Source organism: Nocardia sp. NPDC056541, from assembly GCF_042794235.1.
GTDB lineage: Bacteria > Actinomycetota > Actinomycetes > Mycobacteriales > Mycobacteriaceae > Nocardia.
The window spans coordinates 67,476-94,203 of record NZ_JBHTUD010000011.1; the positions used below are offsets into that span (position 1 = coordinate 67,476).

27 protein-coding genes are annotated in these 26,728 nt (G+C 68.4%); 7 read left to right on the top strand and 20 right to left on the bottom strand.

What is annotated here, in order from left to right; all coding sequences use genetic code 11:
• Positions 1-139: 139 nt before the first annotated feature.
• Positions 140-2,119, top strand: coding sequence for a nitrate- and nitrite sensing domain-containing protein (locus ACFQ9R_RS20470; RefSeq protein WP_378992477.1), 1,980 nt, complete (start codon positions 140-142; stop codon positions 2,117-2,119).
• Positions 2,116-2,490 (top strand): DUF742 domain-containing protein, encoded by a 375-nt coding sequence (locus tag ACFQ9R_RS20475; protein ID WP_378992480.1) that lies wholly within the window; start codon positions 2,116-2,118, stop codon positions 2,488-2,490. The genes ACFQ9R_RS20470 and ACFQ9R_RS20475 overlap by 4 nt, the downstream gene beginning before the upstream one ends.
• 9 nt (positions 2,491-2,499) lie before the next feature.
• On the opposite strand, the gene ACFQ9R_RS20480 is transcribed toward ACFQ9R_RS20475, so the two are convergent.
• The 4 genes from ACFQ9R_RS20480 to ACFQ9R_RS20495 form a co-directional block, all read right to left on the bottom strand.
• The gene (locus ACFQ9R_RS20480) at positions 2,500-3,963 is read right to left on the bottom strand and encodes an MFS transporter (RefSeq protein ID WP_378992482.1); all 1,464 of its coding nucleotides are present in this window, start codon (positions 3,961-3,963) and stop codon (positions 2,500-2,502) included.
• Between the two features lie 132 nt (positions 3,964-4,095).
• Positions 4,096-4,563 (bottom strand): MarR family winged helix-turn-helix transcriptional regulator, encoded by a 468-nt coding sequence (locus ACFQ9R_RS20485; protein WP_378992484.1) that lies wholly within the window; start codon positions 4,561-4,563, stop codon positions 4,096-4,098.
• A 95-nt stretch (positions 4,564-4,658) separates the two neighbouring features.
• On the bottom strand, positions 4,659-6,614 hold the full coding sequence (locus tag ACFQ9R_RS20490; RefSeq protein WP_378992485.1) for a GMC family oxidoreductase: 1,956 nt from the start codon (positions 6,612-6,614) through the stop codon (positions 4,659-4,661).
• A gap of 114 nt (positions 6,615-6,728) precedes the next feature.
• On the bottom strand, positions 6,729-7,193 hold the full coding sequence (locus tag ACFQ9R_RS20495) for a carboxypeptidase-like regulatory domain-containing protein (protein ID WP_378992486.1): 465 nt from the start codon (positions 7,191-7,193) through the stop codon (positions 6,729-6,731).
• 172 nt (positions 7,194-7,365) lie between these two features.
• Here ACFQ9R_RS20495 and msrA point away from each other — a divergent pair, with 172 nt between their 5' ends.
• Positions 7,366-7,881 (top strand): peptide-methionine (S)-S-oxide reductase MsrA, encoded by a 516-nt coding sequence (msrA, locus tag ACFQ9R_RS20500; protein ID WP_378992487.1) that lies wholly within the window; start codon positions 7,366-7,368, stop codon positions 7,879-7,881.
• A 108-nt stretch (positions 7,882-7,989) separates the two neighbouring features.
• On the top strand, positions 7,990-9,126 hold the full coding sequence (locus tag ACFQ9R_RS20505) for a hypothetical protein (protein ID WP_378992489.1): 1,137 nt from the start codon (positions 7,990-7,992) through the stop codon (positions 9,124-9,126).
• A gap of 54 nt (positions 9,127-9,180) precedes the next feature.
• Here ACFQ9R_RS20505 and ACFQ9R_RS20510 read toward each other — a convergent pair whose 3' ends face one another.
• Complete coding sequence (locus tag ACFQ9R_RS20510) at positions 9,181-9,429, bottom strand: hypothetical protein (RefSeq protein ID WP_378992491.1); 249 nt, start codon at positions 9,427-9,429, stop codon at positions 9,181-9,183.
• 114 nt (positions 9,430-9,543) lie between these two features.
• On the opposite strand from ACFQ9R_RS20510, the gene ACFQ9R_RS20515 reads away from it, so the two are divergent.
• Entirely contained in the window at positions 9,544-10,578 is a 1,035-nt protein-coding gene (locus tag ACFQ9R_RS20515; protein WP_378992492.1) for a hypothetical protein, read from the top strand.
• Positions 10,579-10,650: 72 nt separating this feature from the next.
• Here the strand turns inward: ACFQ9R_RS20515 and ACFQ9R_RS20520 are convergent, their stop codons facing one another.
• Together ACFQ9R_RS20520 and ACFQ9R_RS20525 are read right to left on the bottom strand one after the other, a co-directional pair.
• Entirely contained in the window at positions 10,651-11,307 is a 657-nt protein-coding gene (locus ACFQ9R_RS20520; protein ID WP_378992494.1) for a nucleotidyltransferase domain-containing protein, read from the bottom strand.
• A gap of 83 nt (positions 11,308-11,390) precedes the next feature.
• Entirely contained in the window at positions 11,391-12,992 is a 1,602-nt protein-coding gene (locus ACFQ9R_RS20525; RefSeq protein ID WP_378992495.1) for a phosphatase PAP2 family protein, read from the bottom strand.
• A gap of 257 nt (positions 12,993-13,249) precedes the next feature.
• On the opposite strand from ACFQ9R_RS20525, the gene gcvT reads away from it, so the two are divergent.
• Together gcvT and ACFQ9R_RS20535 are read left to right on the top strand one after the other, a co-directional pair.
• Positions 13,250-14,350, top strand: coding sequence for a glycine cleavage system aminomethyltransferase GcvT (gene gcvT, locus ACFQ9R_RS20530; RefSeq protein WP_378992496.1), 1,101 nt, complete (start codon positions 13,250-13,252; stop codon positions 14,348-14,350).
• Positions 14,351-14,405: 55 nt separating this feature from the next.
• Complete coding sequence (locus ACFQ9R_RS20535) at positions 14,406-15,503, top strand: branched-chain amino acid aminotransferase (protein ID WP_378992497.1); 1,098 nt, start codon at positions 14,406-14,408, stop codon at positions 15,501-15,503.
• Positions 15,504-15,564: 61 nt separating this feature from the next.
• On the opposite strand, the gene ACFQ9R_RS20540 is transcribed toward ACFQ9R_RS20535, so the two are convergent.
• The 13 genes from ACFQ9R_RS20540 to ACFQ9R_RS20600 all read right to left on the bottom strand — a co-directional run bounded on the left by ACFQ9R_RS20540 (position 15,565) and on the right by ACFQ9R_RS20600 (position 26,722).
• Positions 15,565-16,278 (bottom strand): MBL fold metallo-hydrolase, encoded by a 714-nt coding sequence (locus ACFQ9R_RS20540; protein ID WP_378636506.1) that lies wholly within the window; start codon positions 16,276-16,278, stop codon positions 15,565-15,567.
• 133 nt (positions 16,279-16,411) lie between these two features.
• Positions 16,412-17,161: an adenosylcobinamide-GDP ribazoletransferase gene (locus ACFQ9R_RS20545; RefSeq protein ID WP_378992498.1), complete on the bottom strand. Its 750-nt coding sequence runs from the start codon at positions 17,159-17,161 to the stop codon at positions 16,412-16,414.
• Complete coding sequence (cobT, locus tag ACFQ9R_RS20550) at positions 17,158-18,273, bottom strand: nicotinate-nucleotide--dimethylbenzimidazole phosphoribosyltransferase (RefSeq protein ID WP_378992671.1); 1,116 nt, start codon at positions 18,271-18,273, stop codon at positions 17,158-17,160. Before cobT ends, ACFQ9R_RS20545 begins: the two co-directional genes overlap by 4 nt.
• A gap of 39 nt (positions 18,274-18,312) precedes the next feature.
• A complete protein-coding gene (gene cobU, locus ACFQ9R_RS20555; protein ID WP_378992499.1) occupies positions 18,313-18,849 on the bottom strand; it encodes a bifunctional adenosylcobinamide kinase/adenosylcobinamide-phosphate guanylyltransferase in 537 nt (178 codons plus the stop codon).
• A gap of 40 nt (positions 18,850-18,889) precedes the next feature.
• Positions 18,890-19,705, bottom strand: a complete 816-nt coding sequence (locus ACFQ9R_RS20560) for an alpha/beta hydrolase (protein ID WP_378992501.1) — start codon at positions 19,703-19,705, stop codon at positions 18,890-18,892.
• 218 nt (positions 19,706-19,923) lie between these two features.
• Positions 19,924-20,475 (bottom strand): pyridoxamine 5'-phosphate oxidase family protein, encoded by a 552-nt coding sequence (locus ACFQ9R_RS20565; protein ID WP_378992502.1) that lies wholly within the window; start codon positions 20,473-20,475, stop codon positions 19,924-19,926.
• Positions 20,475-22,016, bottom strand: coding sequence for a phytoene desaturase family protein (locus ACFQ9R_RS20570; protein WP_378992503.1), 1,542 nt, complete (start codon positions 22,014-22,016; stop codon positions 20,475-20,477). The genes ACFQ9R_RS20565 and ACFQ9R_RS20570 overlap by 1 nt, the downstream gene beginning before the upstream one ends.
• Positions 22,009-22,761, bottom strand: coding sequence for an SDR family NAD(P)-dependent oxidoreductase (locus ACFQ9R_RS20575; protein ID WP_378992504.1), 753 nt, complete (start codon positions 22,759-22,761; stop codon positions 22,009-22,011). Before ACFQ9R_RS20575 ends, ACFQ9R_RS20570 begins: the two co-directional genes overlap by 8 nt.
• Entirely contained in the window at positions 22,745-23,137 is a 393-nt protein-coding gene (locus tag ACFQ9R_RS20580; protein WP_378992506.1) for a lipocalin-like domain-containing protein, read from the bottom strand. Before ACFQ9R_RS20580 ends, ACFQ9R_RS20575 begins: the two co-directional genes overlap by 17 nt.
• A 3-nt stretch (positions 23,138-23,140) precedes the next feature.
• Positions 23,141-23,308, bottom strand: coding sequence for a hypothetical protein (locus ACFQ9R_RS20585; protein ID WP_378992508.1), 168 nt, complete (start codon positions 23,306-23,308; stop codon positions 23,141-23,143).
• A gap of 9 nt (positions 23,309-23,317) precedes the next feature.
• A complete protein-coding gene (locus tag ACFQ9R_RS20590) occupies positions 23,318-24,901 on the bottom strand; it encodes an acyl-CoA carboxylase subunit beta (RefSeq protein WP_378992510.1) in 1,584 nt (527 codons plus the stop codon).
• 16 nt (positions 24,902-24,917) lie between these two features.
• Positions 24,918-25,775 carry an alpha/beta hydrolase gene (locus ACFQ9R_RS20595; protein ID WP_378992511.1) on the bottom strand — a complete coding sequence of 286 codons (858 nt, stop codon included), beginning with the start codon at positions 25,773-25,775 and terminating at the stop codon, positions 24,918-24,920.
• Positions 25,772-26,722: an aromatase/cyclase gene (locus ACFQ9R_RS20600; RefSeq protein WP_378992512.1), complete on the bottom strand. Its 951-nt coding sequence runs from the start codon at positions 26,720-26,722 to the stop codon at positions 25,772-25,774. Before ACFQ9R_RS20600 ends, ACFQ9R_RS20595 begins: the two co-directional genes overlap by 4 nt.
• Positions 26,723-26,728: the final 6 nt, after the last annotated feature.

Genomic DNA, 26,728 nt, shown 5'->3' on the forward strand with positions numbered 1-26,728 from the left:
TTCGACAATTCGCGACTTCGCGCACACGGTCGGGCCGTCGGTTAGTCTCACGGCGAGACACGCGTGGTGGGTGGCCCATTGGCGGCACCGGTACGCAGCGGGGCGCCCGGGCGCTCCGGGGAGCGGAAAGATTTCAGATTTGAAGATCAGGCGTACCGGTGTTCGTGGCCGGGTCAGTGTGCGTATCCGGTTGTTGTCAATGGTGCTCATCTCCAGTGTCATGCTGTTGGTGGTCGGTGGTGGCGGAGCTGTCTATCTGGTGAATTCGGCCAGGGATTCCACCGACTGGGCCGAATTGGCGAGCAGTACCACCGGGCCCGCGATTCTCATGGTGTCGGCATTCCAGGAAGAGCGCAGGCTGTCGCTGTTGCGGCTGGCCGGTGACGTGTCGTCGGCGCCCGCGCTGGCCACCGCCAAACAGCGTTCCGACGAGGCGCTCGCGGCGGTGATCGCGAAAGGCGACGCGGCTCGCGCGCTGAATCCCGAGGGTTCCCGCGAGGACATCGAGGGATACAACAAGCTGTTCTCCATGGTGCCGACCGTGCGCACCGGCGTGGAATTCCTGCGGATTTCCCCCGATGAGGTTTTCGGGTTCTACACCGGAGTGATCGGCACGATCATCGCCGCGTCGATGCTGGCGGCCCGGGTCGCGCCCGAGGCGAAGGTCGGCATCGAATTGGGCTACGCCGTAGAACAATTGCGTGCGGCCGAAGCGCTGTCACAAGCCGACTCGCTCGGTTCCGTCGCAGTGACCACCGGCGAGATGAGCGCTGCCCAGCTGGTCGACTTCGGCCGTCGGATCGGCGAATTCCGCGGCGAGGCAGCCTATTCCGCGACGGTACTGAAAGGCCGCCGCCTGGCGCAGCTCTCGGAGATCACCGCAGGCCCGCAGTGGCAGCAGGTCATCGCGATGCAGGACGCCATCCTGTTGCGCGGACCGATATCCGTACGCGACGGGGAGGCCGGGCTCCCGATCGGTCTGGCCGACTGGCAGGACGCGTCGAAACACGTCGGCCTGGCCTTGCAGAAACTGTGGGAAGACCAGAGCGGGGACGCCCACGTCATCGCCAGAGAGCAGGGCGAACGCGACACCGGCAGCGCACTGCTCGGCGGTGCGCTGATCGCGCTCGCCGCGGTGGCCGCCTTCCTCGTCGCGCTGGTGATGGCGAATCGGTTCATCGCGCGGATGCACCGATTGCGCCACGACACCCTCGAACTCGCCGACGAGCGGCTGCCGGAGGTGATGCGCCGGGTCGCGACGGGGGAGACCGTCGAGACCGCGGCGGAGGGTTCGAGCCTGGACTTCGGTACCGACGAGCTCGGCCAGGTGGCCGCGGCGTTCAACCGCGCCCACGTGGCCGCGATGTCGGCCGCCGTCGCCGAGGCGCAGACGAAGGCGGGGATCAGCACGGTCTTCCTCGACATCGCGCACCGCAGCCAGGTGGTGGTGCACCGCCAGCTCGCACTGCTCGACCGCGCCGAGCGCGACGAGAGCAACGCCGATCAGCTCGATCTGCTGTTCCAGCTCGACCATCTGGCCACCCGTGCCCGGCGTAACGCCGAGAACCTCATCATCCTCGGCGGCGAACAGCCGGGCCGTCGGTGGCGCAAACCGGTCCCGCTGTTCGAGCTGGTGCGCGGCGCGATCGCGGAAAGCCTGGACTACACCAGGATCGCGGCCAAGCAGATGCCGGATGTGCGCGTCTCGGGGCACGCCGTCGCGGACGTGATCCACCTGCTCGCCGAGCTGATGGACAACGCGACCGCCTTCTCCCCACCCGAGACCCAGGTGGCGGTGTCGGGGATTGTGGTCGGTCGTGGGGTCGCGGTGGAGATCGTCGACCAGGGTCTGGGCATGTCGGAAAGCGATGTGGCCGAACGTAACGCGATGCTGGCCGACCCGCCCGCGTTCAGCGTGGGCATGCTGGCCGGAACCTCGCGGCTCGGGCTGTTCGTCGTGGCCACGCTGGCGGGCAGGCACGGCATCTCGGTGCGGCTGTCGGAGTCGGTCTACGGCGGCGTGCGGGTCGTGGTGCTGATCCCGTCGGCGCTGGCCGAGGCGTCCGATCCCGAGTCGGCGATCTCCGGCCAGTTCCCCGCTGTCTCGCCGCGACCATGAGCGACGAGCGCGAACACTGGTACGAGGACGAAGCTGGTCCGCTGGTGCGCCTCTACGCCGTCACCGGCGGGCGCGCCAAGGCGCAGCGCCCCGACCTCGAGCTCACCACCCTGCTGGTCGACGCGCGCTCGGGCGCCCGCTCACGTCTGCTCGCGCCCGAATACGACGCGATCGTCGAGTTGTGCCGCACGCCACTGTCGGTCGCGGAGGTCTCCGCCCACCTGAACCTGCCCCTGACCTCGACGAAGCTGCTCATCGGCGACCTGATCGACGAGGGCAGGCTCCATGCCAGGGCGCCACGAAATCAGATGAGCACCGCCCCGGACCTGGACGTCCTACGGGCGGTGCTCGCCGGGATCAAACGGTCCTAGGCCGGCTCGTCAGGCTTTCGCCACCGATACCGGCCGCGTCGACAGTGTCGCGAGTTCGGAATCGAGATCGGCGGGCTCGGCCGGTCGGCGCGGAATGGTCATCGCTGTCCCGGCCGCCACGAGCGCGACAGCGGCGCCGATCAGCAGGCCGACATGGAACCCCGCCTCCGACGGCACGGCGTGCCCGGCGAAGTCGGTTGTCATATTGGCCAGCACCACACCGACAACGGCGGCCGACACCGACGTACCGAGCGAGCGCATCAGTGTATTGATGCTGTTGGCGGAGGCGGTTTCCGACAGCGGCACCGCGCCCATGATCAGGGCGGGCATGGCGCCGTAGGCAAGGCCGACACCGATATTGGTGATGCAGACCATCGTCATCAGACCCCAGGTCGAACCCATCAGCACGGCCGAGGAGCCATAGCCGACCGCGATGATCAGTGCCCCGACCGCGAGGGTGACCTTGGGTCCGCGTGCGGCCGACAGTTTCGCGCCCGCCGGTGACAACAACATCATCATCAAGCCACCCGGCGCCATCCACAGACCCATGCCGAGCATGGTTTGTCCCATGCCGTGACCGGTGGCCGCGGGCAACTGCATCAACTGCGGCACGATCAGTGCCTGGCCGTACATGGCGAAGCCGACCAGGACGGAGGCGGCGTTGGTCAGCAGCACCTGCGGCCGGGCCGTGGTGCGCAGGTCGACGAGCGGGTCGGAAGTCCGCAATTCCCACCATCCCCACGCGGCCAGGGTCACCGCCGAGGCGGCGAACAGCCCGAGCGTGGTGGCACTGCTCCAGCCCCACCCGGCACCCTTCGACACCGGCAGGAGCAGGAATACCAGTCCCGCGCCGAGTCCCGCCGCGCCGACGAAATCGAACCGTCCACCCGCGTCACCGCGCGTGGCCTCGGCCGGAACGAGGGTTGCGATGAGCACCACGATCAGGACGCTCAGCGCGGCCGCGGCCCAGAACAGGACCCGCCAGCTCGCATACTGCGCGACCGCGGCCGACACCGGCAGACCCAACGCGCCACCGACCCCGAGCGACGCGCTCATGAGCGCGATCGAGGAACCCAGCCGCTCCGCGGGAAGCACATCGCGCATCAGGCTGATTCCCAACGGAATCAAACCGACCCCCATGCCCTGGATTCCGCGTCCGATCAGCATGGGTACCAGCGAGGAGGACATGGCGGCGATCGCGGCGCCCACGATCAGAAATCCGCCGGAGACCAGCAGCATGCGGTGTTTTCCGTAGAGGTCACCGAGCTTGCCTGCGACCGGGGTGAACACCGCGCCGACGAGCAGCGTCACCGTGATCACCCACGAGGCGTTGGCGGCGCTGGTATGGAGCAGTTGCGGGAGTTGGCCGATGATCGGCACCACCGCCGTCTGCGTAATCGCGGCGACGGTGCCGCCGAAGGCGAGGACGCCGACGACCACCCCGGGTCGTGCCGTCTTTTCCGAGATCCCCACGTACCGCTCCTATCGACAAACACGCAAATTATGTACAGAGCACAAGATATGCATACTGCATCAGATGTGTATAGTACACATCATTGAGCGCGCGAACTCGATCGACAAGTCGTGATGTAGGTCGCAGTTGCGCTAGTGATCCGCGGGCAGGGCCGTGATCGGCCGTGGCCAGTACTCCCCTGACCGGCGTTCGATATCGGTGTTGAATCGTCGCAGGTAGCCGACGAAGGCGGCGATATCCTCGGCCGGCCAGTCCTCGAGGATCGAATCCAGGGCGTCGACGATCAGGGCTCGTTCGGCATTCAAGCGGCGCTCACCCTTGGAGGTGACCCGAAACTTCCGCGCCATCCCGCCCTCGGGATCCGGCATCCGCTCGATCGCGCCGGTCCGCATCATGGCGGCGGTCTGCCGGTTGAGAGTCGAGGCATCCAAGCCCAGTGCGTCACTGAGCTGGCCGATGGACATCAACCCACCCATCCGCAGCCTGCTCAGCAAGATATAGGCGCTGCGGTCCATGGCGTCGGGCCCCCGGCGCGATCTCAGGCTGTGGCGACCCAGGAGCATGGTCTCGAACTCGACCAACTGCGTCGCCTTGTCCATCTCAGCCCTTTCCGCGAATTCGCGCCGGCCCGGCCGCGCGGTGGATCACCACATGTGTAGCGACCACACTACGTGTCCACTGCACATCGACACCACTAGCCCAGCCGGGCCGCGAGCCGTTTCGCGTTCATGTAGCCGATCGCCTCGATGGTGACCATCGGGTTCACACCGGGGGCGGTGGGGAAGCTCGACCCGTCGGCCACCACGATGTTCGGCACATCCCAGGTGGCACCGTCCGGGTCGGTCGCCGAGAGTTCCGGCGTACCGCCCATCCTGGCCGAGCCCATGATGTGCAGCGCGCCCATCGAGCAGCGGCCGGGGCCGTAGCCCGCCTTCTTCGCCGCGGCGTCGAATTCGGCGAGCGAACCGCGGGTGCCCGGTTCGAAGGAGATGCCCGCCTGATGACCGGAGAAGATCCGTTGCGCGCCCGCGGCTTCCAGGATGGAGGCGGCGCCGACGATGCCGGTGTGCAGGTGCGCGGCGTCGTAGTCGGACAGCTGGTATTTCACCACCGGTTCGCCGGACTTGTCGATCGAGACGGTGCCGGGGTCGCGGTCACGGGTGATGATGCCGATGGAGTTCGTGCGCGCGAAATCGAGCATGGTGGCCCGATGTTGCGCCGCGCCGCGCCAGCTCATGAAGCCGGTGGCCAGACCGGGATGGACCGGGCCGGTCTCGTAGATCACGCCGTAGCCGTTGCCGTCGAGGTTCGCGTGGTGCCTGCTGATGCGGGCCTGCAACGCCCCTTCCCACGGGCGGACGTCGTCGTCGAAGACGCCGAAGACCGCCGCGGCCGGGTGCAGGCGCAGATACCGGCCGATGTTCTTGTTGCGCAGACCGGATCGTCGCAGCAGCGCCGGTGTCTGGATCGCGCCCGCGGCGACCACGACGGCCTTGGCGCGCACCGTGATCTCGACCCCGGCGGCGGTGACCGCCGAAACCGATTCGGCCCGACCCGCTGTCACGGTGATCGCGCGGACGTCGGCGTCGACCACCAGGCGCGCACCGTGCTCGGCCGCATCGGCGAGCCAGGTCTTGGTCGCCGACTGCTTGGCGCCGAGGCGGCAGCCATAGCCACAACGCCCACACTCGATTCCGGCGTCACAGGCATCGCTGACATTGCGCGGCAGGGTGTCCACCTCCCAGCCGAGCGCGCGCGCACCGCGCTCGAGAATGCCGTCGCGCGCCGAGAGCGGTGACTTGCTGTCGGTGACGCTGATCCGTTTCTGTACAGCGGCCAGCGCATCACCGAACTCGTCCTCGGCGAACTGCGGCACGCCGGTCTCGGCCCATTCGGCACGGACGGTGTCGGGCGTCGGCAGCGAGGTGCTCCAGTTGACCACGGTGCCGCCGCCGAGGCAGGTCCCCGCGACGAGGGTGATCTGGCCTTCCGCCGAGGCGGCGGGTCCCGGTGCGTACAGACTGGTCAGTGCGTCGAGTTCGCCGTCGCCGAAATCCTGGTCGTCGTAATAGTTTCCGCGCTCGAGCACGATCACGTCGAGGCCTGCTTCGGCCAGCACCGCCGCGGCGGCACCGCCACCGGCGCCGGAGCCGACCACCACCACATCGCATTCGAGCGCGGTGGATTCGGTGAATCGCAGCGGTGACAGCGGCGGCTTCGGGGCGGTCTCGAGCCGACCGGCCGGCGCCGGATAGCCGATCTCCGCCCACAGCGGATTCGTTCCGGTGGGCCCGGGACTCACGTTGTAGGCGAGCAGGGAAGCCTGCTTGAGCGCCTGGAAGATCGCCCGGGCGGGGGCGAGGCCGGAGTCGGCCAAGCGCAGCAGGGCTGCCTCGCGCTGCTCCTGCGAGAGCGTGGAGAACCGGCGTGGGCCGCGGCCGGTGAACAGACCGAAGAGGCGAGAATCCCACAGTCCCAACAGCGTTGCCAGCTGCTTCTGCTCGGCCTCGCGAGGATTGCGCCCGAGGATACGGAAGATCGTGTCGACCGCGCCGATATCGGTCGCGGCGGGTAGTCCGCGCCCGTCGCCAGGGAGAAATGTATCGCAGATCATGCCCAGCGCGGCCCGCTGTTCGGCTGTCGGTTCCATGCGGAAACCACCCCTTTTCACTCTGGGGTGATTTCTATCACGGGACACGCGACCGCGCTGGGGGTCAACAGGTTTCGGGCCGGGCGGTGACAGCGCCCGGCCCGGCCTCCTCGATCAGTCGGCGGTGAACTGGATCGTTTTGAGCGACGGAGTCGACAGGTCGACATCGGCGCGGGTGACCGACTGCGTCGCCGAATCGTTGCGGTAGGCGGTGAGCCGGTAGCGCCCGGGCTGTAGTCCGCGGAAACTCACCTGCCCGTTGGCCCCGGTGGACATGTGCCGGTGAATATTGTCGCCACAGGCGTCGATGCCGGTGAGGACGATCTTGCCGCCCGCGATCGGCATGCGGTTCTTCGCGGTGATCAGCACCGCGTCGATCTGGCCCGCGGCCGCCGGGCTCGCCCCGCGGACTCCCTGGCCGTTCTGCCGTGCCTGTCGTAGTTCCTCGCAGGGCGCCGCGTCCTGCGCGATCGAGTCGTCGGCGCCGGGGTGAGCCCCCGTGGCGGTCGCCGCCGTCCCCATCAGAGCTGTTGCCGCCAATCCGATCGCCAAACACTGGGAAATGACAAATCGTGGCATCGCGCCGTCTTCCTCCTACTTCCTGGCCTGACCTGAAAGTGCACGTGGACATTGCTGAGGTAACGCTCGGGCGGCAACAATACTGACGGGAATTCCGGCGCTGAAACCGGTGTTCCATAGAGGCGGTTGTGGCCGTTTTGTGCGACCGTTGAGCCCTCATGAAGGAGGATGTGTGAGCGACACTCGTAAGGCGATTCTGGCCGGTGGATGCTTCTGGGGCATGCAGGATCTGATCCGCCGGCAGCCCGGCGTACTGGCCACCAGGGTCGGCTACACCGGCGGCACCAACGACAATCCCACCTACCGCAATCACCCGGGCCACGCCGAGGCCGTCGAGATCGAATACGACCCGGCGCAGACCGACTACCGCGCGTTGCTCGAGTTCCTGTTCCAAATCCACGATCCGACCACCAAGGATCGCCAGGGCAACGATCTCGGCGGCAGTTACCGTTCCGCGATCTTCTATCTCGACGACGATCAGCGCCGCGTCGCCGTCGATACCATCGCCGATGTCGACGCCTCGGGCCTGTGGCCGGGCAAGGTCGTCACCGAGGTGACCCCGGCGAGCACGTTCTGGGACGCCGAGCCCGAGCACCAGGACTACCTGATTCGCTACCCCGACGGCTACACCTGCCATTTTCCTCGTCCCGGCTGGAAACTCCCGAAGCGCGAGAACACCGGCAAGTAGCGTTTTCCATATGTCATGATCGGCTGTGTCGGCGTGACCGTGACGTCGGATCGGAGTACTCATATGAGCGGCAGCGACCGTCTCGAACGATGAGGGGAAGCGATTCGGATGACATATGGACAGCAGCAACCCGGTTATCCTCCGGCGGGACCGACGCTCAGTGTCGGTGACGCCATCGGGTACGGGTGGACGAAATTCAAAGACAACGCGCTCGTGTGGATCGGGATGGTGGTCGTCGCATTCCTGATCCAGGCGGTGATCAGCTTCCTGTTCGGGCTCGGAAACTCCGGCGACACCGATTATGACGGCGGTGTCAGTTTCGGGTTCGGGCTCTGGCAGATCCTCGGCACCATCGTGAGCACGGTGATCGGATATCTGATCTCGGCGGCATTCGTGCGTGGCTCGCTGCACGAAACCGATGGCAACAAGCCCGGATTTGGGTCGTTCTTCCAGTTCACCAATGTGGGTGCGGTGATCATCGCCGGCCTGCTGGTCGGTCTGGCGACCGGCATCGGCCTGCTGCTGTGTGTGTTGCCGGGCCTGGTCGTCGCGTTCTTCACCTGGTGGACGATGCAGTTCGTGATCGACCGTGACCAGGACGGTGTCACCGCGATCAAGTCGAGTTTCTCGGCGATCTCGAGCAACGCGGGAACGCTGCTGCTGCTGGCGCTGGCGCTGTTCGGTATCAACGTCGTCGGTGCGCTGCTGTGCGGCCTCGGCCTGCTCGTCACGATCCCGTTGACGATCATCGCCTCGACCTACGCCTACCGGCTTGTCACCGGTGGGCCGGTCGCCGGCGCGGCGAAGACCCCGGAGCCGGGATACCCGCAGCAATACGGCGGGCCCGCAGGGGGATTCGGCGGGCAGCCGGGGTACGGCGGTCCGGAAGGCGGACAGGGTTACGGCGGTCCCGGTTACGGCGGTCCAGAAGGTGGACCGGGTTACGGCGGGCCTGCGGGCGGTCCCGGCACCGGTGGTCCGGGTACAGGCGGACCGGGTTACGGGGGTCCTGGCACCGGTGGTCCGGGCACGGGCGGACCGGGTTACGGGGGTCCTGGCACCGGTGGTCCGGGTACAGGCGGACCGGGTTACGGGGGTCCTGGCACGGGCGGACCGGGTTACGGCGGTCCTGGCACCGGTGGTCCGGGCACGGGCGGGCCGGGTTACGGCGGTCCCGAGCATCCGGATGGTCCCGATCTGGGCAAGCCCAATGACCAGGGCTGGGGTCCTGAAGGCAACCGCTGAGAAGTTGATCCCGAGGGGCGTGCGATGTCGTTCATCGCACGCCCCTCGTGCTGTTCACTCGCAGCCGATGCCGTCTCCGTCGCGGTCGAGGCCGTAGTCGTCGGGGCCGATCACCGTGACGCGGCCGGTGTAGACGGGGCCGTTGCCGCTACCGCCTTCGCAGTCCACATCGCTGACGATGGGCAGGCACGGGGTGTAGGAGGCGTGGCAGTTCGAGGGCTGCGCTGTTGCGACGGCCGGCGTGGCGATCGCGAACGCGAAGGCGGCGATGACGGCGGAACCGAGGGTGACGGCGTACTTCATGGTGCTCCATTCAATTATTTAGCGGCGCACAGTGTTTCACGGGTGGGTGATTTGTCGTAAATTTGCTTGTCGGTACCTGCCGGTAGCATCGGGGCACTCGGACAAGGGGGAGTGATGCGGGGGAAATGGCGGGCGCTGTCGTGGTGGGCGCGGGGTGCGGTGATCGCGCTCGCGCTGGTTCTTGTGGTGACGCTGCCGGTGGCGGGGGTGGTAGCCGCCCTGCTGGTGCACAACATCGGCGAACAGTCCGAACAGGCGCGGACGCGAGGCAGAGACGCGGTCTGGCTCGGTCATGCCTGGGTGGACGGGCGCAAGACCGACGCCGATATCGACGGACTCGGGAAGTTGCTGGCAGGTACCGGAGTTCGGGATCTGTACGTCCATACGGGACCGTTGGAACACGACGGGAGTCTGCGCGACGATCTCGCACCGCGGGCGCAATGGTTTGTCGACGCGGTGCACGCGCGATTACCGGCAATTCGGGTGCAGTCGTGGCTCGGCGACATCGTGCAGCCCGAATTCGACGGCCTGGATGTGGAATCGGCGGCCTCGCGCGAGCGGGTGGTGGCATCGGCGCGGCGAGTGCTGGCCTACGGGTTCGACGGAGTGCATTACGACCTCGAACCCGTTCGGTCCGGGTCGCCGGGATTTCTCGCGCTGCTCGACGCGACTCGGGTCGTGACGTCGGGGGCGCGCGTCCAGCTGTCGGTCTCGGCGCCGGTGATCGATCCGCTGCCCGGATTGCATTCGGTGGGTTCGGCTGTCGCCGATCACGGAAAATGGTGGAGCCAAGCCTATTTCGCCGAGGTCGCCCGTCGCTCCGATCAGGTGGCGGTGATGTCCTATGACACGGCGATGCCTACCCGAGCTCTCTACAGCGGGTATGTGGCGCAGCAGACCGAGCTCGCCGCCGAGGTGACACCGGACGGAGTCGATCTGTTGATGGGAGCACCCGCCTTCTGGGCCGACGACCCGGGCCGTCACGGTACTGCCGAGACCGTTGCCGCCGCGGTACGGGGGATTCGTCTCGGCCTGACCGACACCGACGTCGGCCGCGCGAACTTCGGTGTGGCCTTGTATGTGGATTTCGCCGCCACGCCGCAGGATTGGGCCGACTATCGACGAGAGTGGTGCCGGATGGCCGAATGAATTCGGCGACCGTTCGATTCCGGATCGGCGGTATCGCCCGGTCGCGGTTGGTTCCGCGCCGCCTGTTTGGCGCTATTCCGCAGTGGTGGGGACGACGGCGGGCGCGTAGATCTCGGTCAGCCATGGGTGATCCGGGTAGAGCTGGGTCAGCCAGGAATTCAGCCGGGTGAGCCGGTACTCGGGGAGAAGGGGCAGGACGCGGAGGAAATCGGCATGGTCTTTGGGGCGGTTGGCTTTCGCCTTGAACAGCAGCACGACCTCGGGAACGAGATAGGGGATGCCGTTGGCCGTGGTGCGGATGAGTTCGGTGTAGGAGAGAGTGATCGTGGGGTCGCGGCGGCAGATCCAGGTGTCGCCGTCGTGCGGTTCACGGAAGACGTCGAGATGGAAGGCGCCGGTGAAGGGGTCGCGCAGCCAGGTTTGATGGAGTTCGGGGTTGGCCGCGGCCAGGGCATAGGGCCAGAGCTCGCCGCTGCCGACGACGTCCCATTCGTATTCGGGGAAGGCGGCGGCGATCTGGGGGAAATCCGTTCGGGGAACGGTGATTTCGATGTCGTCGTGGGCGCGGGAGATCGCGCCCGCGAAGAGGTCGAGGGCCCAGCCGCCCGCGACGGCCCAGGGGGCCGGGCAGCTGGCGAGGCGGGCGGCGACCACGCTCGGGGTCCACGGGTCCCAGCGGCGGGCGGCTTCGGTTGCGGTGATCGGACGTCCCCCGTCCGGCGAGCTCATCTACCCATCCTCGGTACCCACGGCCGGGGGCGCAAGGCTGTTGTGGGCGATGGTGATCGAGACGAGACGGGTTTGTGAGGAAGTCAGCGTCGGCGGTCGGTGAGCCAGGCCAGGGGGCGGCGGTGGTGGGGTCGTGGGCGGTTTTCCCAGCGGGGGTTGTCCTCGTTACGGCGGTAGGCCGGGATCCGGCCCGCCACCGAGAAACGGAAAGTGGTTGCGATACCCACTACTTCGCCATCCGCGGCGACGGCGACGGGGGTTCTCGAGGTGACGGTGAGTTCGTGCATCTGACGTTCGCCGTAGACGCGGCTGTGCCCGATGGCGGCGAGCATCAGGGCGATGACGGCGCGGGTCCGGGAGAACCGGACATCGGCGCGGAGCCAGCGGACGTCGAGCAGGCCCTCGTCCAGGCGGGAGCGGAAAGCGGGCACAGCGCCGTGCGGGTGGTAGGGGCCGTTGCCGATGAACAGGAACCACATGTCGTGCCAGCGGTCGTCGAGCCGGATGTGGATCGGTTCCGCGCGGCGCAGCGTGACGACGAGGGCGGCGGCGAAGGCGGGCCACTTGCCCCAGCGGTCTTCCCACTTCTCGCGCAGGCGGACCAGCTCGGGGTAGGCACCGATGCTCGCGGTGTTGATCCAATGGTGGGTGTAGGGGCCGTCGGTGGTGTCGAGTTCGACTGCGGCGATGTCGACTTCGACGGCTTCGCCGGTGCCGGTGGCATCGGCCACCTCGCGCAGGTCGTAGACGCCGAGGTCGCGGGCGAAGTGGTTCAGGGTGCCGGCGGGGATGACGACCAGGGGCAGGTTGTTGCGGACCGCGACGGCTGCCGCCGCGGCGATGGTTCCGTCTCCGCCCGCGGCGCCGACCGCGAGGACCGAGGTGCGGTCGCTCGCCGCGCGATCCGCGGTGTCGCTGTCGGTCGCGACAGCGGTGTCGACCGCTTCCTGCAACACCTCGACGGCGTCACGGCCGGGTTCGGTGCGTACCAGGGTCGCGGCGGGCAGGGCCTCGGCGATGTCCGCCGTGGGGTCGTAGGAGGAGTCGCCGGAGCGGGGATTCACCAGCAGCAGCAGACCTTTGCCGTCGGCGAGGATGGGCGCGTCGTGCACGACGTGGGCGTCGGCCTCGTCGGATTCGCGAATCGGCCACCAGCGGCGGGTGGTGAGAGCGACAGCGGTGCCGACGCCGGCGCCGACCAGCACGTCGGACGGCCAGTGCGCGCCGGTGTGGATGCGCGAGTAGGCGACGGCGGCGGCCACCGGCGCGACGGCGAGCGCGGCGCGCGGGCTCTCCAGGGCGACGGCCGTGGCGAAGGCGGCGGCATTGGCGCTGTGGCCGGACGGGAAGGACGACGACACCGGCGCGGCGACCAGCCTGCGGCCCAGCGGCATCAGTTCGGCCGGCGGCCGCCGCCGCGGGATCAGCGTCTTGAGCACGAGGTTGACGACGAAGCTGCTGCCACCCAGCGCTATGACGCCGCGCAACGCCGCCCGTCGCGGGGGACCCGGCTTCACCGCGAGCGCCGCCGCCACGGCCAGCCATAGACCGCCGGTGTTGGCGGACCGGGTCAACCGCAGCATGCCGCGATCGACCGACGATTCCGGAATACGGGACACCGCCCGGCTCATCGTGTCGTCCATCCGGGCGACATGGCCGAAGCGTGCTCGGGGCAACTCACTCACACCCAGAACACTACCGCCGTTGGGCGTCACGATCTTTCGACGCGGACAGCGTCACCCGTGCACCCTCGGTGGCGGGGCCGCGCTGTTCACCTGGCTGAGGCAGCCGAGGTCGATCTATCCGGTCGAGCCGGAGACGCCGATCCGACGGAGGTTCATGCCCGCCATCCTCGCACCGGCGGACGACGCGCGAAACCGGTCGGATCCCCGCAATTACGGGGGCAGGAAGCGGTAGGCGCGCCGCCCGATAAACTCTGCCCATGACCGACACCGCGCTGCTCGAGGGCCCCATCCACGCTGTTCATGTCGAACTCGGCGCCACCTTCGCGCCGTTCGGTGGGTGGGAGATGCCCGTGCAGTACGCGGGCACGGTCGGCGAGCACACGGCGGTGCGCACCACGGTCGGGCTCTTCGACGTGAGCCACCTCGGTAAGGCGACGGTGGCGGGTCGGGGAGCTGCGGCTTTCGTGAACTCGGCGCTGACCAACGACCTGGGCCGGATCCAGCCGGGCAAGGCGCAGTACACCCTGTGCTGTGCCGAGGACGGCGGCGTGATCGACGACCTGATCGCCTACTACGTCAGCGACGACGAGGTGTTCCTGGTGCCGAACGCGGCCAACACCGCGGCGGTGGTCGCCGAGTTGCGCAAGGTCGCTCCCGAGGGCATCACCGTCACCGACCAGCATCGCGACTACGCGGTGTTCGCGGTGCAGGGGCCCAAGGCCACCGAAGTGCTCACCGCACTCGGCCTGCCCACCGAGATGGAGTACATGGCCTACGCCGACGCCGAGTGGCAGGGCCGCCCGGTGCGCGTGTGCCGGACCGGCTACACCGGCGAGCACGGCTACGAGCTGCTGCCGACGTGGGCAGACGCGGAGCCGCTGTTCCGTGCACTGATCGCGCAGGTCGAGGCCGAGGGCGGCCAGGCGGCCGGACTCGGCGCGCGCGACACCCTGCGCACCGAGATGGGCTACCCGCTGCACGGACACGAACTGTCCCTCGACATCACCCCGAACCAGGCCCGCACCGGCTGGGCCGTGGGCTGGAAGAAGCCGGAATTCTGGGGCAAGGCCGCGCTCGAGCAGGAGAAGGCCGACGGCCCGCGCCGTACGCTGATGGGACTGAAGGCACTGGATCGCGGCGTGCTGCGCCAGGGCCAGACCGTGCTCCGCGACGGCGAGCCGGTCGGCGAGACCACCTCGGGGACGTTCTCACCGTCGCTCAAGGTCGGCATCGCGCTGGCGCTGCTCGACACCGACGCGAAGCTCGAACCCGGCGACGAGGTGGAGGTCGACGTCCGTGGGCGCAAGCTGCGCGCCGCGGTCGTCAAGCCGCCCTTCGTCGACACCAAGACCAAGTAACTCCCCCGTAGTGGGGGCGAGACAGCACCGAATCGGCCCGGATAGGATTCCCACCATGACAGTCGCCGCACAGTTCACCCGTATCCCGCATCCCGCGCCCACCCCGGCGCAGCGGCGGGACGAGGTACTGGCGGCCCCCGGTTTCGGACGATTCTTCACCGATCACATGGTGTCGATCGACTACGCCGACGGCCGGTGGGGCAACGCGCGCGTCGAACCGTACGGCCCGCTCTCGATGGACCCGGCGACCATGGTGTTCCACTACGGCCAGGCGATCTTCGAAGGGCTCAAGGCCTACCGCCAGCCCGGCGGCGAGATCGCGACCTTCCGCATCGATGCCAACGCCGCGCGGTTCCGCCGCTCGGCCGCGCGGATGGCGATGGCGGAACTGCCCGAGGAACTGTTCATCGAGTCCGTGCGCCAGCTCCTCGACGTCGACGCCGACTGGGTGCCCGCGGCCGGTGGCGAGGACTCGCTGTACCTGCGGCCGTTCATGTTCTCCACCGAGGCGGGCCTGGGCGTGAAGCCCGCGTCGGCCTACAAGTACCTGCTGCTGGCCTCGCCTGCCGGGGCCTACTTCCCGCGCGGTGTGAAGCCGGTGCGGGTGTGGCTGTCGACCGAGTACGTGCGCGCGGCTCCCGGCGGCACCGGTGAGGCGAAGGTGGCGGGCAACTACGCCTCGTCGCTGCTCGCGCAGGCGCAGGCCACCGACGAGGGCTGTGACCAGGTGGTCTGGCTGGACGCCTGCGAGCGTCGCTATGTCGAGGAGATGGGCACCAATAACCTGTTCTTCGTGTTCGGCACCGGCTCGGAGGCGCGGCTGGTGACCCCCGAGCTGTCGGGTTCGCTGCTGCCCGGTATCACCCGCGACTCGCTGCTCACCCTGGCCGCCGACTCCGGCTACCCGGTGGAGGAGCGCAAGATCTCGGTGGAGGAATGGCGCAAGGGCGCCGAATCCGGGGAGATCAGTGAGGTGTTCGCCTGCGGAACGGCGGCGGTGATCACGCCGGTCGGCTGGGTGAAGTCCGGTGAGGGTGAGTTCGCCATCGGCGGTGGTGAACCCGGTGAGGTGACGATGGCGCTGCGCGACACGCTGACCGGAATCCAGCGCGGAACCTTCGCCGACACCCACGGGTGGATGCGGACTCTGTAAGCGTCACAACAGCATTCGAGAGCGGGTCCCTGGCGTAGGGGCCCGCTCTCCTGCTGTTCGTTCAGCCCGGCATCAACGCCTGCCACTCGCCGAGGGACTTCGGACGCAGGACGTAGTTGGACTCGCGGACGGAGGACAGCGCGGCGCTGGGGGCTTCGGAGTACCAGTGGCCGGGGTAGACGACCGGGTTGCCGTCGAGAGCGGCGAGTTGGCGCAGGCTGCGGAACATCTCGTCGGTGTCGCCGCCGGGGAAGTCGGTGCGGCCGCAGCCGTCGATGAACAGGGTGTCGCCGGAGATGAGGCGGCCGTCGAACAGGAAGCACTGGCTGCCCGGGGTGTGACCGGGCGTGTGGAGTAACTCGATCTCGAAGGCGCCGACCTTCACCTTGTCGCCGTGGTCGTGGCCGGTCAGTTCGCTGGGGGCGATGCCGGTCGTCTGGGCGACCCAGTCCAGTTCGAGCTTGTTGACATGGACCGGGACGCTGGTCTTCTCGAGCAGTTCGGCCACGCCGCCGAGGGTGAAACCGAGCATGGTGCCGCCGACGTGGTCGGGATGATGGTGGGTGGCGAGCACGCCGGATACGCGCATGCCGTCGGCCTCCGCGACGTCGACCAGGTCGGCCGCTTGGTAGGCGGGATCGACCAGGAGGGTCTCGCCGGTCTCCCGGTCGCCGATCAGATACGCGAAATTGCGCATCTGCGTGGCGATCGGATCGCCGACGGCGTAATCCCGGCCGGACAGCAGCTGGCGGAAGTAGAGGCGCTCGGATGACATGCGCTCCACTGTATTGCCACCGGTGTGCTGGCGACGCACCCGAGTACCGTTGACCGGACGGTCTGTGGGAGCACACAATCGCCGATATCCTGGACTTGTGACCAGTACGAGTTTGCGGTAACTGAGCGTTTCGCTATAACGCCAGCGAGAAGCCCACTGCAGCAATCGAAACCGTGATCTCCACTACTGCGCCGAGAATATCGCCGGACAGGCCCTCGAAACGGCGGACACAGTGCCGGGTGACCACAACGGTCGCCGCGAGGGCGGCGATCACGACAACGGGGCCGAGCCAGAGGTTGTCTGGCACCGCCCACACCGCGATGCCGACGGCGATCGCGGTCCAGATCAGCACGACGGCGCGTGGCTGCGTGCCCGCGACCAACGCGCCGAAACCGGCGTCGGGGGCGGCGCGGATGCCGGTGCGGCACGCAGGCACGACGGCGACCCGGCTCACGGTGACGGCGAGGACGAGCGCGAGCCAGCGGTGCTGATCGGCCAGCGTCGCGAAAGCCACCGCTTGGACGGCGACGGCGAAGATGAGCGCGGCCACGCCGAACGGGCCCGCGCCGCCGGACTTCATGATCTCGCGGGCGCGCTGGGGCGGACCATAGCTGCCGAGCCCGTCGACGGTGTCGGCCAGGCCGTCGAGGTGCATGCCCCGGGTGAGCAGGGCGAGCAGGCCGACGACGAGGAGACCGGCGAGCAGGGCGGTCAGGCCCGCGTTGACCAGTAACCAGAGGGCGCCCGCCGCGAACGCTCCGAGAGCGAGCCCGATCAGCGGGGCGAGCGAGATCGCGTGGCCCGCTGTGCGCCGGTCGACGACTGCCGGGCCGGTGATCGGGACGATCGTCAGCCAGGAGACCGCGAGCCGGAGCGCGTTCACTTGGCCAGGTCGACGGTGTCCGATTCCTCGGCCGAGGTGCTGACGCCCGCGTCGGCGAAGGTCGACATCTCGGCGAGGGTGGCGACCGCGGCCCGCAGGATCGGGAGGGCGGTCAGGGCCCCGGAGCCTTCGCCGAGGCGCATCTCGAGGTCGATCAGCGGGGTCAGGCGCAGGTGCTTCAAGGCCAGGTCGTGAGCCGGTTCGGTGGAGCGGTGGGCCGGCAGCCACCAGGCTTTCGCGCCCGCGGCGAGGTCCTCGGCGACCAGGGCCGCGGCGGTGACCACGACGCCGTCGAGCAGCACGGGCGTGCGACGGACGGCCGCCTGGGCGAGGAAACCGGTCATGGCGGCGAAGTCGGCGCCCGCCGCGACGCGGAGCAGGTCGACGGGGTCGGTGGCGACCGGGCGGGCGCGGCGCATGCCGTCGCGGATGGCGGCGACCTTGCGGATCCAGCCCCGGTCGTCGACGCCGGTGCCGCGGCCGACCGCGGCGACGGGTTCGGTGCCGGTGAGGACGGCGATGAGGACGGTGGCGGGGGTGGTGTTGCCGATGCCCATGTCACCGGCGACGAGCAGGTCGGCGCCCGCGTCGATTTCCTCGTCGGCGATCGCGCGACCCGCGGCCAGTGCGGCGGTGACCTCGGCGTCGGTGAGCGCGTCCTCGCGATCGATGGAGCCGCTCGAGCGACGCACCTTGTGCTGGGCCACCGAGGGTTCGGTGTCACCGTCGACGGCGATGTCGACGACCCGCACGGTCGCGCCCGCGACGGCGGCCAGCGCGTTCACGGCCGCGCCGCCCGCCAGGAAATTGGCCACCATCTGCGCGGTGACCTCGCTCGGATACGCCGAGACACCGTGCTTCGCCACGCCGTGGTCGCCCGCGAACAGCACGACCCTGGCGCGTTCGAACTGCTGGGGTGGGCATACGCCCTGGCACGCGGCGACCCAGTTGCCGAGTTCCTCGAGCCGTCCCAGTGATCCGGCCGGTTTGGTGAGCTGCGTCTGGCGCTGCTCAGCCGCCGCGCGTACCTGCGCGTCCGGGGCCGCGACCGGGTCGAATCCGTGCGTCACTGGCAAGCCTTTCGGAGGTGGTGCGGGGTGTTCGACGCCCATCTTGCCCGGATCACGGTGCACGGCGGCGACCGACCCGGCTCATTTCAATCGAAGCGGCAGCCCGGCGACGATGAGGTACGCCTCGTCGCACGCCTGCGCGAGACGCTGGTTCAGCGCGCCGATCTCGTCGCGGAACAGCCGCCCCGAGCGGGTTGCGGGGATCACGCCCATGCCTACCTCGGGCGATACGATCACCAGCCGTTCCCGGTAGGCCGCGACAGCCTCGACGAGCGTGTCGCAGTCGGGGGTGACGGTGCCGCGCGGTGCGTCCCAGGCGTCGCGGGCGTCGAGGCGGGCGGTGAGCCAGGTGCCGATATCGTCGAGCAGGGTCGCGGGCGCCGCGGTGGCGAGAACCGTTGCGGGCTCGGTGTTCTCGACGGTCGTCCAGTGTTCGGGGCGGCGGTCACGGTGGACGGCGATCCGGTCGGCGAAGTCGTGATCGGCGGGATCGACCACGGCGGTGGCCAGATAGCGAACCGAGGGTGCGTCGGTCAGCACGGCCTCGGCGAAGGCGGATTTTCCGGAGCGGGCGCCGCCGAGCACGAGGACGCGGGCCGAGGGGGACCTGTCTGACATGTCAGCACGGTAGCAATCGGCCACGGCCGCGGCTTCGGAGTCAGGCCGACAGCGCGTCCAAGATCATCGGGCGAGCGGTGGTGAGGGCCTGTTGCCAGTACGGCCAGTTGTGGGTGCCGTTGACGATGTCGACCCTGGCGGAGACCCCGAGGGCGGTGGCCCGGTCGCGGAAGATGCCCGCGGCGACCACCGTCATCGCCTCGAGGCTCATCGCGTTGAGGGTGTTGCCGAGGCCGTAGGGCACATCGGCGGCGCCGGGGATGCCGTTGCCGGTGGTCACGTAAAGGGGCAGGCCGCGCAGTCGCTCGACCTGGGCGGTGGCGTCGTTGCGGGCCCACGCGGGATCGCCTGCCGGGCCCCACATGTCGTCGACATTGAAATTGCCCTCGTCGAGCATGGCGACGCGCATGGCCTGGTTCCACATCGGGTAGGTCGGGTTGACGAAGCCGGAGAACGAACCGGCGAAGCGGAACTGATCACGATGGTGGGCGGCGAGGGTGAGTGCGGCGTTGCCGCCCATGGACGCGCCGACGATGGCGTTGTTGGTACGCGAGACCCCATATCTGGCAAGGAAATCGGGCAGTTCGCGGGTGAGGAACGTTTCCCACCGGTAGGTCGTCTTCTGGCCGTTGGTGCTGCTGGGTCGGTACCAGTCGGTGTAGAAGCTGGAGTGGCCGCCGACCGGGAACACCAAAGTAACGTTGTCGCCGGCGAATTGGCGCAGGGCGTCGGTGTCGGTGGTCCATTGGCTGTGGTCGTCGGGGGCGCGCAGACCGTCGAGCAGATACAGCGCGGAGCTGCCGCCGCGCGCCGCCCATTGCACCTGGACCTTGATCGGGCCCATGCTCGACGGCACGATCAAATCCTCGAAACCGCCTGCGGGCGTTCGTATCACCGGCGGCGCTGCAACGGCCGCGGCGGTGCCGATGGACGACACGACCACGGCCGTCGCGACGATCGTGAGAGCTCGGCTCAGCCGACGAGATCTTCCCCACCCAACGTTGAACACATCAGCCAGCTGATCAGTTTCCGATAGGCCGAGTCAAGCGGACTGTGCGACCTCACAGCCTGAACTCACCCAGTTCGGCGCGCCGAATGGTAAGGGCGGCAACCGGTGACGGTGCGGCCGTCGTAGCTGAATTCCAGGAACACCCGCCAGAGCTGGCGGACCCGGTGATCGGCCCACAGTCCGCGGGTCGGTTCGATGCGATAGAACACCTGCTGGCCTTCGTCGGGGAGTTTGACATTGTCGTAGAGCGAGATATCGGCGAGCCACGGGAACTGCTCGAAGCTGAGGGTGACGGCACGCTGGATCTCGGCGGGATCGGTGACCAGCGTGGCGCGACCCTGGATCTGCACCGAACGAATGGCGTGGCGACCCGCGAAACCGCCGGGTGGAATATGGCTCACCACGTAGCTGACATTCGGATTCTGTTGCATCTGAGCGTGTTTGCGATTGAATTGGAAGGTGTGCATGTAGGCGATGAGACCGTCGGCGGCGATGTGCATGGCCGAGGTCGACGGCGCGCCCTGCTCGTCGATGGTGGCCAATGCGGCGAGCTCCTCGGTGCGCAGGAGCTCGGTGATCGCTTCCTGGACTTCGGCGGGGCCGGGTTCGATGTTCATCAGGCGCCCATTCCCAGGTCGGCGAGGACCGCCAGCGCGGCGGCTCTCGCGCCACCGGTGACACCCTGACCGGGATGAGTGGACGGCCCGACGAGATAGAAGCCCTCGGCGGGCAGCCGGTAGCCCATGTTCGGCAGCGGTCGCATACCCATGAACTGGAACAGCTGGCAGCCGAAGTGGCCGGGATCGCCGTCCACCCAGGCGTCGTTGTAGCGCTCCATGTCCAATGGGCTGTGCACCACCCGTGACAGCACCTGATCGGGGCCGATATTGGTGGTCATCTGCGCGAAGGTGGCGAAGACCTGATCGAAGATCTCCTCCTTGCGGCTGTCCCAATCGCCCTCGGCCAGCTCCATCGGGGCGTAACCGAGCAGGTAGAGCGTGTGATGCGGGGCGGGAGCCCTGCTGGGGTCCCAGCGGGTGGCGGTCGAGACCGTCGGGATGGTGTGCACCGGTTCGCCGTATTTGAGCTGGTCGAAGGTACGCAGCAGGTCGGGCAGATCGAGGGCGACCTCCTGGAAACCGGCTTCGGTGACCTCCGGCCCGGCACGGAACTCGGGCGCCTCGCTCAGGACGAGATGCCCGGCGACCAGGCGGAAACCGGCGGACTTGATCCGATCGACCTTGCGCTCCCACTCGGCGCCGAATCGGTGCTCCACCATCGCGGGCAGCTGCTTGATATTGAGGTCGGCCAGGACAGCGCGACGCGCGCTGAACTCGGTGCCGTCGGCGCAGCGCACCCCGGTGACCCGGTCGCCGTCGAACCGGAACCGCTCGACCTTCGCGCCGGTGTGGATGGTGCCGCCGTAGCCGCGCAGCGCGGCGGCGAGCGCGTCGGACAGTGACTGCGAGCCGCCCACCGCGAAACCCATGCCGTAGCGATGGATGAACGGCACCATCAGCAGCAGGAAGGCGCCGGTGCCGCCCTCGTCCGGCGAGATCAGCAGCTCCGACACCCAACGGCACAGGGCCGCTTTGACTTTCGGGTGCACGAACCATTCGTGGCAGACGTCGAGGTAGCTCATCATGAGCACCCGCATCGTCTCCTGACCGATCTCGGACTGTTCCAGCTGCGCGAACAGCGCGCCGAGCGGGGCCGGCGGGCGGAACATCGCGGGCAGCAGCTGGTCGAGCAGCGGGCTCGCGAATTCGTAGAAACGCAGGTAGTTCTCGGCGTCGACGGGGGAGATCCGCGCGATCGTCTCGGCCGTCTTGTGCACGTCGTGATAGAAGGCGATGAAGTCGTCGTCGGGGAACACCACCGACATGCTGGGGTCGGGATAGACATAGCTCAGCCCGTGCTCGGCGAGCAGGCCCAGTTCGTCGTCGAGGATCATCGGATTGCCGTGGATGAAGATGTGTGCGGCGGCGTGCAGGTCGTGCTGGTGACCGGGCAGGGTCACCGCCTCGCTGACGACGCCACCGCCGATCTCCGACTTGGCCTCCAGGACCACGACATCCAGGCCCGCCTTGGCGAGGTAGGCGGCGGCGGTGAGGCCGTTGTGCCCCGCCCCGACGACGATCACGTCATGGTCAGCCATGGTGTGCTCCGAGTCCGTAGCCGCCGTCGATGTCCCAGATCGAGCCGGTGACGAAACCGGCGCCCGCGGAATCGAGCAGGGTCAGTACCGGCGCCGCGACCTCGTCGGCGGTGGCGATGCGTTTGATCACGTTCGTGGCGACGACGCCTTCCTCCAGTCCTGCGATCGCCTCGGCGCCCGCGCGGAAGCCCGGGGTCTCGGTGATGCCGGCACAGACGCCGTTGACTCGAATTCCCCTGGGGCCGAGTTCGCTTGCCCACGTCGGCACCAGGTATTGCAGGGCTGCCTTGGTAGCGCCGTAGATGCCGGTGCCCGGTCCCGGCTTGCGGCCGATGGCGGAGGAGATGACCGCGATCGAGGAACCGGTCTGCTTGCCCAGCGCGGGCACCGCCGCGGCGACGGTGGCGATGGTGCCGCGCAGGTTGACGTCGATGATCCGGTTCACTTCCGCCATCGGCTGGGCGAAAATCGCACCGGGAATGAGGATTCCGGCATTGCACACCAGGAGGTCGAGGCCACCGAACTGCTCGACCGCGTGGTCGACGGCGTGGTGCGCGGTGTCCGGATCGGCGATGTCGCCGCTGATCCAGGCCGCGCCCAGGGTGTCCGCCGCCTCGGCCAGTTCCTTCTCGCGGCGCCCGGTGAGTACCACCTTCGCGCCCTCGGCGACCAGCGCCGCCGCGATCGCGTAGCCGATGCCCTCGCTCGATCCGGTGATCAGAGCGGTCTTACCTTCGAATCGCATGCTTCTCCTGTGCTGCTTCGGCCCTGCGCCACTGCACGACGCGGCCGTTGTCGGGGGTGGTGCGGATGGTGAGCAGACCGTCGGTCAGCTCGGCGATGCGGACTTGTTCCTCGCCGACCCAGTCGGTGCGTGAGCAGACGAGGATGTGATGGCGCAGGACGCCGTCGTCGACGCTCCAGCGGCCCGCGTATCCCATGAACGCGGGTTCGCCGGGGGCGGTGCGCATCATCGCGACCGAGAGGTGGCCGGACGCGGTGTAGGTGAGGAACCCGGCGGGCTCGGCGCCGAGTGGGCCGGGCGTCGGCGTGCCCGTGGGATCGGTGTCGTGGAACGACGCGAGTTGCCAGGTGCCGATCAGATCGTCGGGTCGGGCCATGGGCTAGCGCCAGCCGCGCGGATCGCGAAACCGGGTGTAGGGCCACACCGCCTGGGGCGGCGACAGCTCTTCGGCCTGCTCGTCATAGGTCAGCAACACCGCGGCGACGGCGGCGATCATCTCTTCGCTCGGATCGTTTCGGGAATCGACCAGCGCTAGGGAATCGGACATGTGGTCCTCCTACTGGGGTGGGTTGCCGTGCTTGCGCACCGGCGGCTCGGAATGCTTGGCGCGCAACATGTTCAGTGATCTGATGAGGATCGAACGGGTGTCGGCCGGGTCGATGACGTCGTCGACCAGGCCGCGCTCGGCGGCGTAGTAGGGATGCATCAACTCGCGGGCGTACCGGGCAACGAGCTCGGTCCTGGCCGCGTCGGGGTCGCCGGCGGCGGCGATCTGTTTGCGGAAGACCACGTTCGCGGCGCCCTGTGCGCCCATCACCGCGATCTCGTTGGTCGGCCAGGCCAGCGCCAGATCGGCACCGACACTGCGCGAGTCCATGACGATGTAGGCGCCGCCGTAGGCCTTGCGCAGCACGATCGAGATCCGCGGCACGGTCGCGTTGCAGTAGGCGTACAGCAGCTTCGCGCCGTGCCGGATGATGCCGCTGTGTTCCTGGCCGACCCCGGGCAGGAACCCCGGCACATCGAGCAGGGTGACCAGCGGGATGTTCATCGCATCGCACATCTGGACGAAGCGTGCGGCCTTCTCGCTGGCGCTGATATCGAGAGTGCCTGCCAGGCACTGTGGTTGGTTGGCGACGAAACCGACTGTCTGACCGTTCATCCGGGCCAGCGCGATGACGATATTGGCGGCCCAGCGTTCCTGGATCTCCAGATACGCGCCGTCGTCGACGATTTCGGCGATCACCGCGCGGATGTCGTAGGGCGTGGTCCCGGTGTCGGGGACGAGATCGCCGAGCGCGGGGCATGGCCGATCGACCGGGTCGTCGGTGGGCACCACCGGCGGCAGTTCCCGGTTGTTCTGTGGCAGAAAGGAGAGCAGGTAGCGCACATCGGCGAGGCAGGTCGCCTCGTCGTCGTGGACGAAGTGCGCGACACCGGAGCGCTCGGCGTGGATGTCGGCGCCGCCCAATCCGTCGAGGGTCACCGATTCGCCCGTGACGGCGGTGACCACCTCGGGCCCGGTGATGAACATCTGCGCGGTGCCGCGCACCATCAGGACGAAATCGGTCAGGGCGGGGGAGTAGGCGGCCCCGCCCGCACAGGGCCCCAGCATGACGCTGATCTGGGGAATCACCCCCGAGGCTGCGGTATTGCGCCGGAAGATGCCCCCGTAGCCGGCCAAGGCGGCGACACCCTCCTGGATCCGGGCGCCCGCACCGTCGTTCAGCGACACCAGCGGCGCCCCCGCGGTGATCGCCAAATCCATGACCTTGTGGATCTTCTCGGCGTGCGCCTCGCCCAGCGCACCGCCGAAGATCCGGAAGTCGTGGGCGTAGACGAAGGTGGTGCGTCCGTCGACGGTGCCCCAGCCGGCCACCACGCCGTCGGTGTAGGGCCTGCTGTGCTCGAGGCCGAACCCGGTGGCCCGATGCCTGCGCAACGGTTCGAGTTCGGTGAACGAGTCCGGATCCAGCAGCAGCGAGATCCGTTCGCGGGCGGTCAGTTTGCCCTTGGCGTGCTGGCGCTCGGTCGCGGCCGGATCGGGGCCGAGCTCAGCCAGTTCCTTACGCAGGCGCAGTTCGTCGATCCGGTCGAGGTCACCGTCGGAGGTGAACGGCAGCGTGTATTCCTCGGTCACAGCGGTGTCCTCTCGCTCAGGCCGCGATGGGGTCGAGCAGGCAGGTTTCGAAAAAGGCCAGCGCACTCGTGTGATAGGCCCTGGCCGCCCAGCCCAGGCTGATGTTGTGGCCCGCCTGCGGGACGCGGGTCAAGCCGCGGCGGGGCGCCGAGGCGAGCAGGGCGGACAGGTCGGCGAGCGCGGCATCGTCGGTGCGCCACCACTTCTCCTGCTCGGCGAAGCTGAACCGCACCGGAATCCGGATGCGATCGGCCAGTTCGGCGAAGGTCTGCGGCCAGGCGGCGGCGTCGACCAGTTCCAGTATCGGCGTCGAGTCCACCGCCGCGCCCGACCGGGCGAAGGTGCCGGGCGGATACAACTGGAGATCGCCCCAATTGCGTTGCCACATCTTGGTTTCGGTGTCCTCGCTGTAGAGGTGCCCGCAGCCCGAGACGTCGACGCCGCAGAACTCGCTCTCGGTCGCCATGGTGAGGGCGAGCTTGCCGCCGAAGGAGTGCCCGAGCAGGAACATCCCGGCGCCGACCTCGTTGTCGGCGGTGAAGTCGGCGAGCGCGGCACGTACGGTCTCGGCCTGGTCGGTCAGCGACTGACCGTCCGGCAGGGCGTCGACCGAGGCACCGTAGCCGGGGCGGTCCAGTGCCAGCACCGCGTAGCCCAGCCGGGTGGCGGTGCTGAGCAGCGACACGTCCGGGTGGGCGCGGCCGTGGAAGTACGCGGCGGACATCCCTGCCCCGTGCAGGGCGACGATGGTGGCACGAGGCAGGGCCAAGGCGGGCGTACTGAGCAGGCCGGACATCGGAATTCCCGCCGCGTCCAGGGTGATCCGGTGCACGCCCGGGGACAGGAGTGCCGCGCTCGCCTCCGCGGAGCTCATGACCGTTCCTCGGCGAACTTCTTGGCATGGGCCAGGGTGGCCATGCTGTTGGTGCTCAGCGCCCGCTGCACGTACTCCCTCGCGGTCGCCACATCGGCGTCGGGACCGAGGACCGCGGTGATGTTGTCGGTGTTGATCACCACGCTGTGCTGCGACGACACCGCCACCCCGCCCTCGGACGGCCGCACGGTCCAGTACCCGGTGTGCAGCGTCATCAGCGCGGGCATGGTCAGCTGCTTGTAGGCGATCATGGTGTCCGGGAACACGATGCGATACGACATGGTGCGGTGCTGGGAACCGTCCATCGCCACCGTGTCCATCGCCAGTGACTGGATGCCGGGACCCGGTTCGATGAGCTCGACCCCCGCCACATGCGGCAGCCGCTCCGGCCACAGCTGCGCTTGGCTGATGAACCCGAACACATCGGCGGCCGTGCCCGCCACCTCGACGGTGTCCTCGAAGGAGAACGTCGCGTCGGTGCCCGCGTCGCCGAGTTCGATATTGCGCTTCAGCGCGGCGAGCTCGGTGGTCGAATTGCGGTCGACCACCTGGTCGATCCAGCTCAGCTGGTCTTCCTCGGTGGCCTGGTAGTCGTGCAGCAGGCGTACGTTGCTCCGATTCACCGAGAGCGCCTCGATGATCCAGGTGCCGCCCATCGCGGCGATCGGCGCGCTGCTGACCTCCTGGCGGAACTCGATGCGGCGTTGCTCCGGATCGAGTACCCGGCGCGACACCCAATGCTTGACGCTCTCGCCCGCGGTGGCCCAGATCCGGATGCGCTGCTCTCGGTCGTCGTTGTCGAGGTAGTCGGCGAAAATGGTGGGCGGGAACAACTGTGGCCAGTTCTCCACCTCCGCGAGCAGCCGGTAGACGGTCGCCGCGGGCGCGGCGATCTCGATCGAATGTTCGGCATGGCCGGTGGTGGTGACGGATACGGATGCGGACATGGTCGA